This window comes from Alkalicoccobacillus murimartini (assembly GCF_030813245.1).
In the GTDB taxonomy this organism is placed as follows: Bacteria; Bacillota; Bacilli; order Bacillales; family Bacillaceae_D; genus Alkalicoccobacillus; species Alkalicoccobacillus murimartini.
Map to the genome: position 1 here is coordinate 585,673 of NZ_JAUSUA010000002.1, position 14,285 is coordinate 599,957.

General features: G+C 41.0%; 10 protein-coding genes. 1 reads left to right on the forward strand and 9 read right to left on the reverse strand.

Annotated features, from left to right (window positions below):
* Positions 1–49 precede the first annotated feature (49 nt).
* The 5 genes from J2S05_RS09420 to J2S05_RS09440 form a co-directional block, all read right to left on the reverse strand.
* Positions 50–1,093 (reverse strand): AbrB family transcriptional regulator, encoded by a 1,044-nt coding sequence (locus tag J2S05_RS09420; protein WP_306982141.1) that lies wholly within the window; start codon positions 1,091–1,093, stop codon positions 50–52.
* A gap of 30 nt (positions 1,094–1,123) precedes the next feature.
* Positions 1,124–1,789, reverse strand: coding sequence for a uracil-DNA glycosylase (locus J2S05_RS09425; RefSeq protein WP_306982143.1), 666 nt, complete (start codon positions 1,787–1,789; stop codon positions 1,124–1,126).
* A 998-nt stretch (positions 1,790–2,787) separates the two neighbouring features.
* On the reverse strand, positions 2,788–4,149 hold the full coding sequence (locus J2S05_RS09430; protein WP_306982145.1) for a YjiH family protein: 1,362 nt from the start codon (positions 4,147–4,149) through the stop codon (positions 2,788–2,790).
* A 131-nt stretch (positions 4,150–4,280) separates the two neighbouring features.
* Positions 4,281–5,963 (reverse strand): methyl-accepting chemotaxis protein, encoded by a 1,683-nt coding sequence (locus J2S05_RS09435; protein ID WP_306982147.1) that lies wholly within the window; start codon positions 5,961–5,963, stop codon positions 4,281–4,283.
* Between the two features lie 148 nt (positions 5,964–6,111).
* Positions 6,112–7,959, reverse strand: a complete 1,848-nt coding sequence (locus tag J2S05_RS09440) for a methyl-accepting chemotaxis protein (RefSeq protein WP_306982149.1) — start codon at positions 7,957–7,959, stop codon at positions 6,112–6,114.
* 212 nt (positions 7,960–8,171) lie between these two features.
* Between J2S05_RS09440 and pdxK the strand changes: the two genes are divergently transcribed.
* Entirely contained in the window at positions 8,172–8,984 is an 813-nt protein-coding gene (gene pdxK, locus J2S05_RS09445; protein ID WP_306982151.1) for a pyridoxine/pyridoxal/pyridoxamine kinase, read from the forward strand.
* Between the two features lie 334 nt (positions 8,985–9,318).
* Here the strand turns inward: pdxK and J2S05_RS09450 are convergent, their stop codons facing one another.
* From J2S05_RS09450 to J2S05_RS09465, 4 genes are all read right to left on the reverse strand, one after another.
* Complete coding sequence (locus J2S05_RS09450; protein WP_306982152.1) at positions 9,319–11,736, reverse strand: heavy metal translocating P-type ATPase; 2,418 nt, start codon at positions 11,734–11,736, stop codon at positions 9,319–9,321.
* A gap of 60 nt (positions 11,737–11,796) precedes the next feature.
* Complete coding sequence (copZ, locus tag J2S05_RS09455) at positions 11,797–12,006, reverse strand: copper chaperone CopZ (protein WP_306982154.1); 210 nt, start codon at positions 12,004–12,006, stop codon at positions 11,797–11,799.
* A 119-nt stretch (positions 12,007–12,125) separates the two neighbouring features.
* Positions 12,126–13,484 carry a type I glutamate--ammonia ligase gene (gene glnA, locus J2S05_RS09460; RefSeq protein WP_306982156.1) on the reverse strand — a complete coding sequence of 453 codons (1,359 nt, stop codon included), beginning with the start codon at positions 13,482–13,484 and terminating at the stop codon, positions 12,126–12,128.
* A 245-nt stretch (positions 13,485–13,729) separates the two neighbouring features.
* Positions 13,730–14,170: a DUF4064 domain-containing protein gene (locus J2S05_RS09465; RefSeq protein ID WP_306982158.1), complete on the reverse strand. Its 441-nt coding sequence runs from the start codon at positions 14,168–14,170 to the stop codon at positions 13,730–13,732.
* Positions 14,171–14,285 lie beyond the last annotated feature (115 nt).

A 14,285-nucleotide genomic window follows, 5' to 3' on the forward strand; every position in this document is an offset into this window, starting at 1 on the left:
AAAAATAACTCTCCTCAAAAATCATACGGTGATTTTGAGGAGAGTTTTTCTATTGTGATTCTTGTTTTATAGGTTTGGCAAACCATTTGATTAAAAATGGTAGGGCTGCAAACAAGCAGAGCACTCGGAGCATTTGTAACGTGGCAACCATTGTAGAGTCTAAATTTAACGAAAGGGCCGTAGCTGCCATTTCCGCTGCTCCTGCAGGAACAATGCCCAACATGGATTCGCTAAAGGAGGTAGGTGTTAGACCAAAGAAAAGCAAGGCCAACAGGAAGCTTGCTACAAAGTAAAGAAAAAGAGTGAGCGCACTTACTTTTCCAATACGTCGAAGCTCATGAAACGTCTCCCGATCAAACCTCATTCCCAGTATGGCGCCCATTAGCCCCTGCGCTAAACCAGGAATGATGGACGGCATGGTTTCGTTGGGCACAATAAATGTATGAGCGGCAAACCCAAGTGCAATACTCACAAAGATGACCGCCCCAGGAAATGGGATATATTTTCCAATTCGGGAAGAAATAAGTGCAACAACCATCACACATACAACTAGAAGAGTTCCCCCACTCACTGACATACTTGGCTGACTGACAGCCAGATCATTTCTTCCATTGGAAATTAATCCTGCAACAAAAGGAATAGCTAATACAAACAACGTAATTCGAGTTGTATGAAAGGCTGCAACAATTCGTTGATCCGCACCATACTCCTCACTGACAGCGATGACTTCTGATGCACCACCAGGCAAACAGCAGAAAAAGGCCGTATTGGCATCAAGCCCAGACCACCTGTGAAATAACCGCCCTAGGATGATGCCAAAAACAATCGTCAGTAAAATGGAAAGTAATAATGGTAGGATAAGTGCTTGATACGTAACGAATTGTTCGAGTACAACTGTAAATCCTATATTTGTACCAACAATCGCTAAAACAATCGAAAAATAACCTTTTGAAAAAATAATTTTATCAATCGTAAATGACCAAATGATTCCACAAAGCAACGCACCAAGTAACCACCCCGCCGGAACATTTATCGCATTAAAGACCCCACCAAAAATAAGTGCTATTACTATGTAAACAACCTTACGCAACACAAAGGACTCCCTTCTTCCACCACCCTAGTCTTATAGCTGCCAATTGATTGGGTTTCGGTTCTGATTTGTCAGCCACTCATTAATCGTAGAAAATGGACGACTTCCAAAGAACCCTCGATGAGCCGAAAATGGACTCGGATGAGGAGCTGTCAAAACCATGTGCTGCGCATTGGTTACGCGCGCCCCCTTCTCTTGAGCATGCTTGCCCCATAAAAGAAAACAGACTGGCTTCTCCCGATCATTTAGGCAATCAATCACCCTATTTGTGAAATGCTCCCATCCCTTACCTTTGTGAGAAGCTGGTTCCCCCTTACGCACTGTCAAAACGGTATTCAGAAGCAATACCCCTTGCTCTGCCCACGTAATAAGACTCCCATGATCAGGAGACTCATGTCCTAAATCACTATTCAGCTCTTTGAAGATATTCCTTAACGAAGGTGGACTTTTCACGCCAGGCTGCACCGAAAAACTCAGCCCATGCGCTTGACATGGACCATGGTAAGGATCTTGTCCAAGAATAACAACCTTCACATCTGGGAAATCCGTAAAATGCAAAGCATTAAACAAATCATCCATAGGCGGATATACTGTTTGCGATCCATATTCACTCTTTAAAAACTCACGAAGCTCCAAATAATAGGGCTTCTCTAACTCCTCTGACAGCAGCTCCTGCCATGAATTTTGCAAAATACTCATGATGCTTGCCACCTCTTTTTTCATCTTCTTTCCTTCATTATAGCACGCGTTTCAAATCCAGAATTTTGATGATATATGGGAAGGAGCGAAGATCTTAGTCAGAGCGAAGTGGGTTTTAGCAAGAGGCATCGGACTGTAGGCAAGATGGATTGAGATTTAGTAAGAGGGAGAAGGTCTTACCCAGAGCGATCACTGGCGGACCAAGACAGAGTACGTTTTACCACGATGAGGGCGGCGTTACTAAGAGGTTTGGGTGCTATTCCAAGATGGGTGAGATCTCAACAAGAGAAGATCCACGTTACCAAGAGGTGTGCTGGATTCACTATGAGACTCTCCGCATTTAGCAAGAACGCTCCACCAGCTCGAGCACTTCCACTATATATGAGGAGAAAAATGAACATTTTTATGGACGTTATTGGACTTTGTTGGTTGATCAAGAGGCTTCGGGGCGCAATCAAGACGGACTACGTTTTACCACGATGAGAGCACTGTTATCAAGACGCTCAGGCTCGTTTACAAGATGGATGAAATTTCACCAAGAGTTGACCGTCGTTACTGAGAGGCATGCTGGATTCACTAAGACACTCTCCGGCTTTAGCAAGAACGCTACACCAGCTCGTTCACTTCCACTAGATCTAAGGAGAAAAATGAACATTTTTATCGACCGAATTGGAATTTGTAGGTTTTCCAAGAGGCTTCGGGGCACAATCAAGACGGACTACGTTTTAGCAAGAGCGAGAACTCCTTACCCAGAGCGATCACTTGCACACCAAGACAGAGTTCGTTTTACCACGACGAGAGCACCGGTATCAAGACGCTCCGACTCGTTCCCAAGATGGATGAGATTTTATCAAGAGCTGATCGACGTTACTAAGAGCTACACTGAATTCACTAAGACACTCTCCTGCTTTAACCAGAAAAGCCGCCTCAACCCACCTACAAAAAAACAAATGAAATCGACATGATTAATGTCGATTTCATTTGTTAGAGAGTTCGATTTAAAAGAATATGTGTGCCATTAGAACGATAACAGGCAGCGTGATAATGGTTCTGATTAAGAAGATAAGAACTAGATCAAGGAAATTAACTGGCAATTTCGATGCTAGGAGTAATCCTCCTGTTTCTGATAAGTAAATCAGCTGAGTTACAGATAAACACGCGATAATGAATCGTGTCATCTCGCTTTCGATTCCACCTGCAAGTAAAGCGGGTAGAAGCATATCTGCAAATCCAATGACTATCGTTTGTCCTGCTGCAGCGGCTTCCGGAACTTGCATGAGTTGAAGGACTGGTACAAATGGTGCTCCTAACCAGGTGAAGACTGGAGTCAGTTCAGCGACAATAAGTGCAAGTGTTCCAACTGCCATAACAACTGGCATAACACCTAACCACATATCTAGTACATTTTGAAGACCATTTTTAATATGCGCAGTTGGCTTTGCTGTGTGTTCTGCTACACCCATCGCACGATTAAATCCTAAGGCTATTAAGTTTGTTCCTTTTGGATGAACTTCTTCTTTCGAAGGACTACCATCAATAAACGTATCGGCTTTTCTTGATAATGGCGGAATACGTGGTGTAACGATTGCTGCAACAAGACCCGCTACAAAAATGGTTAAATAATATGGCCAAAACATATGCTCAAGCTCTACGTAAGACAGAATAACGATTGTAAAGGTAATAGAAACAACCGAAAATGTTGTTGATACGATGGCCGCTTCACGTTTTGTATAATGTCCTTGTTCATATTGTTGACTACTTAACAAGACACCAACTGTGCCATCTCCCATCCACGATGCTAGACAGTCTACAGAAGAACGACCTGGTAACCTGAACAGTGGGCGCATCAGCTTGTTTAAAAGCGCACCACACAGTTCCAAAAGACCGAAGTTTAACAATAAAGGAAGGAGTAACCCAGCAAATAGAAAGACTGCAAAGAGAACAGGAAGCAGATCGGCGTAAACAATTTGACCTGTTACTTCTCCCCATACTGCCTCTGGTCCCAGTTGGAAATAAGTCATCACACCAAATACAGCTCCAAGTACACGGATGACTAACCAAAACGGACCAACTATAAATAATCTTTTTAGAAAAGCATTTTCAAGAAATGTCTTTGGCTTAGTAATGGTAACAAAAATGGTCATCACTACCGAGATCAATAACACCGCCAGAATAATTACTGGCATTGCATCCCCTAAAATGTCTGATAGTAAATTAGCCATATAGGCAACCGGAAGTGTAATACTTCCCTCAGCATCTTCTAGTGGAACCATAAATAAGAAGATCCCTAATAAAGAAGGAATAAGAAAGATAAGCAGATTCTTAATCGAAAAATAATTTGGTTCCTTAATAGAATTCATATATAGTTTCCCCTTATATAGTTTATACGGTGAACTGTTAGATAATGTAACTATGTTTCTAACGTCCCTAAATAATTATACATATAAATTAATAATTAGCCAGTATTTTTTGCTAAAAATATGGTACAAAGTTATGAAAGCTGGAATTTTGATAATTCTTTTTCCAATTCACGAGACCGTACTGTTAACATTCCAGCTAATTGTTCCACTTCTCGCGTAATGGAAAGCTGGTTTTCCGTTAGTTTTGTAGCCTGTTCAGACTGAGCGACATGTTCATGAGAGGCATCATTCACTGTTCCGATTTGATGATGTAGTTGTTCCATATCTGTAGTAATAGATGTTGTTGAGTGAGAGACACCTTCCATTTGTGCATATACCTTCTGCACCGTCGCTAAAATTTGTTGAAATGAATCAACAACCTTATTCATAAAATGTGTCCCCTGCGTAACTTCACTTCGCCCCTTCTCTATTTCCACTACCACTTGCTTTGTTTCAGTTTGAATAGAGATAATGAGCTCCTCAATTTGTCCTGCTGAGTCTTTTGATTGCTCTGAGAGCTTTTGTACTTCGCTTGCAACAACTGCAAACCCACGGCCATACTCACCTGCTCTTGCAGCTTCAATCGATGCATTTAAGGCAAGCAAACCCGTTTGCTCCGACACGTCTTTTAGATAAACGAGAATATCCCCTATTTCATTCGAGCGTCGATCTAGCTTTTCCATTGTCTCAGCTGTATGAAGAACCGTCTTCTCGATGACAGACATTTGCTCCATGGCTTGTTGGATTAACATTTGTCCTGATACCGCTTCACTATCCATCTGTTTGGTCGCATTAGATGCTGTTGCTACAGCGCTCTTAATCGCAGTCACACTATCATTAACACCTTTTGCTGAATCCAGACTTTGTGTGGATAGCTTTGAATTTATTTCTGCCGTCACTGTAAGAGATTGCAATCCCGCCGTAATCTGATGTGCTGATATGGCTGTTTGTTCAGAGCTTCCAGATAGCGTATCCGCTGTTGTTGTTACATCCTGAGACATGGTGGACATAGTCCCAATTAGTGCCTTTAATGCATCACGCATTTGATTAAATGAGTGAGAAACTACACTAATCTCATCTTTAGACTTCACAGGAATTGGCTGCCCACGCAAGTCGCCTTTCGCAATTAAATTTGCCTCCTTCGCAAGATGTGCTAGTGGGTTCGAAATCATAGATGAAATACGAAATGAAAGCCAAATAATGATCAACAGAACAACAAACGCACCGATCATTGTAAAGAGTTGGAGCTGTTCTCCTGACGTAACAACCGCTTCAATACTATCGTTAATCTTTGAGCGTTCCTCTTCTGCAAGAGTGTGAAATGTTTCCATCATTTCATTTGCAATAGGGGTTGAGCGTTCATCCATAATTCTGGCCGCAAGATCATATTCCCCATCTGTCATCAACCCAAAAACTTGGAAGGTCAGGACTTCTTCCCATTCCTTGGCTTTCTCGAGCGCTTGTATAAATTCATCCTCCTGTGAATGCAGCAAAACAATCTGTTCAAGCTCCTCACTTTCCATACTGACTTCCTTAAACTGTTCTAAGTATTTTTCGTCATCAAATAGCAAATATCCTCTTGATAAGGCTAAACGATCTGCAATATTATAGGCCATCTGCTCTTTCGCAGAGAGTAAAGGCAGCTGGCTTTTTCTAATTTCCTCTATATGTTGATTCGTCTGATAGGTATTCCAGCTACTATAAATAGAAAACCCAATAAATAAACTGACAATAATAGCAAAAACCAATATAAGTTTGCCTCGAACACTTTTCACCATAATCTCCCCTTCCCCAATAAACACTCATTTAAGCATAGGTATTTAGACCCTTAGTAGCTAGTTGTCTAATGTGAAGATTATGTTAAGGAGATGTAAATATATAAATAAGCCCAAAAAGTCATTTGGACTCTTTGGGCTACGATACTTATGATGTTCTTTTTTCAGGATAATCTTCTTCCTCAACTTCAGTATGTTCATGATCAAACTCACTATCTAACTCAGGTTCTTCAAATAAATCAGCATCTTCATCCAATTCTTGCTCTACTAGATCTTGTTCAGTAGAGTGTTCATTCGGTCTAAACGTCTCCCTTGAAGTAAGTTTGAACTTCGTTACTTCATCAAGTAAACCGTTAGCAAGCTCCGTTAGAACCTCAGCAGATGAAGCAACTTCCTGCATCGCTGCAAGTTGCTGTTCAGTGCTAGCTGCCGCTTCCTCTGTGCTTTCTAAATTTGATTTTGATGCTTGATCCATATCTGTAATATGTTCATTTAAAGTTAGCGTTTGTTTCGCAATGCCTTGAGTAGCCGTTGACACTGTCATCATTTGTTTATTTACTTCTTCAATAGAAGACGAAATCTGTTCAAAGGATGTCCCAACTTCTTTCATTATAGAGGTACCTTCTGATACTTCTTCTGTACCCTTACGCATTTCCAATGCTGCTGCCTTAGCATCCTGCTGAATCGCCTTGATCATACGTTCAATTTCACCAGCTGAGGATTTTGATCCCTCTGCTAATTTTCTTACTTCATCAGCTACCACGGCAAAGCCCTTACCATGTTCACCTGCACGAGCTGCTTCAATCGCTGCATTTAGTGCCAGTAAATTTGTCTGTTCTGATAAGGATGTAATCAACTCTAATATGTCACCAATTTCTTTCGATCGTGAATCTAACTGAACCATTACTTCTGCGGTTTTTCCTACAGTCTGATGTATATCTTCAATTTGTCCAATCGCTCGATCAATGAGCTTTTTACCCTCTGTAGAACGTTCTTCCATTTGTAGAGAAGCTTCAGTAGCAGAAGCTGTAGCTATTGTAATATGTTCAACACTCTCCGCCATCGCATTCGAAGCTTTTAAACTATTTCGTGACAACGCAGAGCTGGACTCTGCAGAGCTATTTAGAGATTGAACTGTACTTGCTATTTGATTGGTTGCAGCCGATGTTTCCTCTGAACTTGCCGATAACTGTTCTGCCGTTGCTGCTACATTCTCAGACATACTCGCTGTAGAACCAATTAAACTTCGTAGTGATTCTCTCATCTTATTAAATGATTCACCCAGTTTACCCAATTCATCCTTACTTTTCACTTGAATCGGTTCACCTGTCAAATCGCCCTCGCTAATAAGATCTGCTTCCTTCACAAGTCTTTTTAGTGGGTTAGAAATTGAAGATGATAGACGAAGAGCTAAAATAACCATCACCACTGTGATAAAAATTGTTAACCCAATGACAATCCATTGTAGATTTGCAGATGATGTCTGATTTGCCTCAATAGTTGCCGCCATTTTATTCCGTTCTTCATCAGACATTTCCTGGAATTGAGCCGTTAAATTACGTGCAATGGGTGTTGAACGGAGATTCATCATCGACCGCGCAAGATCTACACTGCCACTTTGATACATAGGAAAAACCTCGTTCGTTAAGACCCCTTCCCACGCATGAATATAATCAATCGTTGAGATTAGCTCGTCTTCGTTAGATAACGCCATAAGCTCTTCTTCTAACTGTAACGATTCCTCTGTTAAGGCATTAAATTGTTCTAGGTATTCATCATCACCAAAGAGAACATAGCCTCTCGATAAAGCAAGTCGATCTGTAATATTAAAGGCCATTCTTTCCTTTATTAATAGCAAAGGAAAATCTGTGTCTTGCATTTTTTCCATCCGTTCATTTGAACTATATAATGTAACAACACTATATATGGAGAAACCCAAAAATAAGATAATAATAACTAAAAAGTTACGCAAAAGCTTTCCCCGAACACTTTTCAACAGTTACCACTCCTCTTGACGAAATATTGCAACTATAAAACCCTTACACCTTTTATATGTATCGGTTAAACTTGTCTTTCATTTCAGCTTTTACCTATTATTCATGTAAGAAAATTCATGTTTATTAACTTTTATAGCACCTCTGCTTTTCATTCGTGCTTCTCCTTTAGTATAATGAAGATAGTTTAAAGGATAAGGGGAGTTCAAGCGATATGAAACGTTACAAAGCACTCACGATTGCCGGCTCAGATACGAGTGGCGGCGCAGGTATTCAAGCTGACCTAAAAACTTTTCAAGAATTAGGTGTTTATGGAATGAACGCGCTAACGACCATTGTTGCGCAAAATCCACATTCAGGATGGGCGCACGAAGTCTTTCCAATTGACCCAACAATTACTGAAAAGCAAATAGAGACCGTTCTTGCAGGCATCGGTATCAACGCGGCTAAAACCGGGATGCTTGGCTCAATCGATATCATTGAGCTCGTTGCTAAGAAAGTCGATCAATACAATATCAATAACTTAGTCGTAGACCCAGTTATGGTTTGTAAGGGTGCAGATGAAGCGCTAAATCCAGAAACGGATTCATGCTTACGTGATGTATTGGTTCCCAAAGCATTTGTGGTGACACCAAACCTATTTGAAGCTTCACAACTAACAGGAAAAGGACCCATTACAACGGTAGATGAAATGAAAGAAGCAGCGGCTGCTATCTATGAGCTTGGTGCGAAAAACGTTGTCATCAAAGGTGGTAGCAAACTAGATCACCCTAACGCTGTCGATGTATTTTACGATGGCAAGGAGATGCAGTTGCTGGAGTCAGATGAAATCAATACAACGTATACTCACGGTGCAGGGTGTACTTTTGCTGCAGCCATTACTGCAGAGCTTGCTAAAGGAGCTACCGTACAAGAAGCTGTACTTAAAGCGAAACAATTTATTACAGCAGCCATTAAACATGGTGTGGAGCTTAATCAATATGTTGGATCAGTTAGCCATGGAGCGTTTAACGGCACGTATACGTGATTGGAGACTTTCCAAATTTCTTTATAGTTATAACGAAGTGGACGAGACGGACATGTCCACTTCGTTTTTTATTTTACCGTTTGGATGGTAGTATTTTAGTTACAAAAAAAACCGAAGCATTATGCTGTTACCAGGCATAGTGCTTCGGTTTTTTGTTCAATTATAATAGAGTTGAGAGAGTTACTACCGCTCCGGACATACATTCCGCACCCGCGCGCGGCTGGTGAGTCTCCATGTATGTCCTGCGCTGGTTTTGGCTAATCAATAAGAAGCGTTGAGTTACTTACGCCTTTTCATTCATTCCCCTTCTTCTGTCCTAAACCCTTCATTATATCTATCCATTTTTAAGTTTTATTCGTTGCAGACGCAGTGCATTCAAAACAACGGATACTGAACTGAATGCCATCGCTGCACCGGCAACCCATGGGGCTAGAAAGCCAGCTGCCGCAATAGGGATACCAATGCAGTTATAGGCTAATGCCCAAAATAAGTTCTGCTTGATGTTCCGAATGGTTAATCGACTAACATGAATAGCATCAGCAATTCGGTTTAGGTCTCCCCGCACAAGTGTCACATCGGCGGCTTCTATTGCAATATCCGTTCCTGTGCCTACTGCCATGCCTATATCTGCTGTAGCAAGTGCGGGTGCATCGTTTATTCCATCACCAACCATTGCAACTCGTTTTCCTTGTTTCTGAAGCCTTCTCACTTCTTCTGCCTTTTCCTCTGGCAGAACCTCAGCAATCGTTTGATGGATGCCTGCTTGTTTTGCAATCGCCTCTGCTGTTTGCTTGTTATCACCTGTGACCATATAGACATCCAGATTCATTTTTTGTAGACGTTTGATTGCATCAGCTGAGGATGATTTAATTGTATCGGCAACCGCAATAATTCCAGCAAGCTGTCCATCTATAGCAAACAGCATGGCTGTTTTACCTTGTGATTCGAACTGAAGCATCGTTTCACTTGCATCTGAGATGTCAATTCCATGACTGTCCATTAGCCTTCTTGTTCCCGCAAGGACTTGCTTACCTGAAAGATTTGCTTCAATACCAAATCCAGCAACGGCTTTAAAGGATTCCGTGTCGATAAACTCTATCCCTCTTTCTTGAACACCCTTAACGATGGCCGTTGCCAAAGGATGTTCAGAGTTGCGTTCAGCTGATCCTGCTAGCTTCAAAAGTTGATCTTCTTCAATGCCGTTGGCCGTCCAAACGTCTGTAAGAACTGGTTCACCATGTGTAACGGTTCCTGTTTTATCAAGAAGAATAGCATCTACTAAATACGTTGCTTCAAGATGTTCTCCTCCTCTAAATAAAATGCCATGTTCAGCAGCTCGACCAGAGCCAGCCATGATAGAGGTTGGCGTAGCAAGACCTAAAGCGCACGGACATGCAATAACAAGCACTGCAATAAATACTTCAAGAGCTGTACCAAGCTCTCCTGGCATATAAACAAAATACCAGATCACAAAGGTTAATACCGCAATCCCAACAACGATCGGTACAAAAACACCCGAGATACGGTCTGCCACTCGTTGTATAGGCGCCTTGGAGTTTTGAGCCTGCTCAACAATTCGTACTATTTGCGATAAAACCGTTGAGTTCCCTACCTGTTCCGCTCGAACATGCAATGATCCATTATTATTAAGGGTTGAACCTAATACAGTATCCCCTACCCCTTTATCAACCGGTACACTTTCACCTGTTAGCATTGATTCGTCTAATGCTGCCTGCCCTTTAACAATACGCCCATCTACCGGTATTTTTTCTCCAGGTTTGATAAGTAATAGATCGCCTACCTTAACATCCGAAACAGGCACTTCATATTCCACACCATCTTTACTCAATCGCGCAGTCTTTGCTTGTAGGCCCATTAATTTCTTAATGGCATCTGACGAACGGCCCTTTGCATTGGCTTCTAATAGTTTACCTAGAATAATTAGTGTAATAAGAACAGCACTCGTTTCAAAATACAGCTCTACCATATGAGCATGTGAACCGATAGATTGAAAGGATAAATAAACACTATAGAAATAAGCAGCGGATGTTCCCATAGCTACAAGTACATCCATATTAGCTGATCTGTTACGTAGTGCTTTATAGGCTCCCACATAAAAAGGGTACCCAATTACAAATTGAACAGGAGTCGCCAATGCCATCTGAAACCAAGGATTCATGAACAGATCAGGCAGCCAAATAAACGATGTAAATTGAAAATGGCTGACCATCGCCCAAAGTAATGGAAAGGACAAAAGAGCTGATATCAAAAATCGATACGTTTGTTTTTTCATTTCTTTCTGACGATAATCCTTGGGTGACTGGTCCACTACCTTTTTCTTTAAGGTAAATCCAAGCTTATCAATGGAATTCTCCATATCCTCAGCTGTAAGGTGATCCTTGTCATAAACAACCGTCGCTGTTTCCAAGGCTAGATTTACAGTTGCACTTCTGACGCCATCCAGTTTAGTTAACCTTTTTTCGATCCTACTAGAACAAGACGCACAAGTCATGCCTAGAACCTCAAACTCTTGCGTATCCATCACTACACCGTACCCTAATGCTTCGATCTTGCTATATATATCAACGGGTTTGGACTTTGTTCCATCATATAAGACGGTGGCTCGCTCCAAGGCGCTATTCACGTGAATGCTCTCTACACCTTCCAGCCGTTGTACCCCTTTTTCAATACGAGTTGCACATGCTGAACACGTCATCCCACTAACTTGCATACTCATTTCTTTTTTACTCATATTCCCACCCCTAAAGGAAAAGAGTCGTTCGTGACGACTCCTACATTTACTACATACTACTTATTTAGTTACATCAAAACCCTGGTCTTCAATCGTCTCTATGATCTCTGACAAAGGTACCTGACTTTCCTCAAAACGAATCTCTACACTTGCTTGTCCAAGGTCCACTTTAACGGTTTCAACACCGCTTAGCTTTCCAACATTACTCTCAACAGCGTTAACACAATGTTGACAAGACATTCCGGTCACATTTAATGTACTGTTTTTCATGATAACTCCTCCTCAAGCTTTATATTAATCACAGTGTACTATACCCTATGGGGGTAATCAAGTTATACGCATAAAAAAGCCTCTCTCTTATAAAAGAGAGAGGCTTTATCCATATAAAATTAAAATTTAGATTGGTAAGCAGAAATTTCCCAGTCATGTACAGTTGTACGGAACTCATCCCACTCGCCTTGTTTTAATTTAAGATATTCATTAAAAGCATGTTCGCCTAGAGTTTCTTCACCAATTTTACCTGTTGCAAAGCGATCTAAAGCTTGCTCTAGGCTTGTTGGAAGGTTATCAATTCCACGTTCTTCAATTTCTGCAGGAGTCATACTGAAGATATCTGCATCAACTGAAGCAGGTGCAGCAAGCTCACGCTCCACACCATCAATACCAGCAGCTGCAATAACAGCAAATGCAAGATATGGATTAGCAGATGGATCTGGACAACGAATCTCTACACGAGTTCCCGGACCACGAGTAGCAGGAATACGAATTAATGCAGAACGGTTTGACGCAGACCATGCAATGTAACATGGAGCTTCATAACCTGGAACCAAACGCTTATATGAGTTAACCAATGGGTTGGTAACAGCAACAAAATCCTTCACATTATCAATTAGTCCACCGATAAAGCTATATGCTGTTGAAGATAGACCCAATTTATCGGAATCATCATAAAAAGAGTTTTCTTGTTTCTCATCATTAAATAATGAGATGTTTACATGCATACCATTCCCGTTTGCACCGGCAAGTGGTTTTGGCATAAACGTTGCATGTAGTCCAAATTGTTTTGCTACTGTTTTTACTACCCATTTGTATGTTGTAGCTGCATCTGCAGACGCCAACGCATCCGCATACTTAAAGTTAATCTCGTGTTGACCTTCTGCCACTTCATGGTGGGAAGCTTCAATTGTAAATCCAAGCATCTTAAGTGCTTTATAGATAGCCAATCGAACTTTTTCACCGTCATCCTTTGGAGATGGCTCAAAGTATCCACCTACATCTTGAGTACGTTGAGTTGGCAGTCCATATTCATCCGTTTCAAATAAGAAAAATTCAAGCTCAGGTCCGACACTGATAGAGAAACCATGATCTTTTGCTCTCTTCACTGTCTTCTTAAGTACGTTTCGAGGATCTCCTTCGAAATCGGACCCGTCAGGCTTTTTTACACTACACAGGAAGCGCGCTTCCGAATATCCTTCTTCTTCTGTCCAAGGCAGTACAGCAAAAGTTGTAATATCCGGAACAAGGTAAAGGTCAGACTGATTGATAGGCGTGAATCCAGTAATGGAAGAACCGTCAAACATCGTTTCTCCATTTACTGCCTGACCTAGTTGCTCAGCTGTAATGGTTACGTGCTTTAATGTACCTTCCAAATCAACAAACTGCATATGCAGTAATTCTACACTTTTCTTCTCGATCGTTTCCTTGATAGTTTCTATAATGCTTTCTCTAGTTGGCGCATTTACCGACATCCCCACACACTTCCTTTTCATGTAATCTTATTTAACACAATCTTGTTATCTTTTACTTTATGAAACTCAGTGCTTCAATGCAATCGATATGTAAGATTATCTAACAAGGAAATCTGTTGTTAAAACTTAGTAAACCTAGATGGCGCAAGGGGTAAAGCGCTTTATCTGTTTAAAATGAGTTTTCTAAATATTCCTTAGAGAGGTAATTCATTAACGAATTACCTCTCTCCTTATTTATTTGATTATTACGTTCGAGCAGGTTCTTCCGGATTTTCTGGAGGTGCCTTACGAACAAGCGCAAGAATTCCAGCGATTACAAATAAGATTGCAGGTAAGATGATTAGATACCAGATAGTGACAAGGCTAATAACAGCTGCTAATAACCACATTATCCCCGAGAAAACTGGCTTCTTCTTTACTAATACAGACGCAACAATGCCTAAAACGATCGAAGCAACTAAAGCGACAACGACGATCCACCCATTTGCGACAAAGTAATCAATTACTTGATCAAATCCAATATCTTCTCCTGTTGGATTGATTTCAGGATCTTGTAACATCGTCTCAATTTGCCTTTGACTGTCTGGAGAAGTGAAACCTATGGTCAAAATAGTAACTAACAATGCCCCGATTGACATCATAATAACTCCAATAATCCCCAATACTCTTTCCGCTGTTCTTTTCATACATTACAACTCCCATTCCTCTATGTATTTCTTAGATACCATCCTTACTATTGTATTACATCATCGAATTGCTCGTAAATGCTGATAAAATATAAATCTTCAATATAATAAAAAA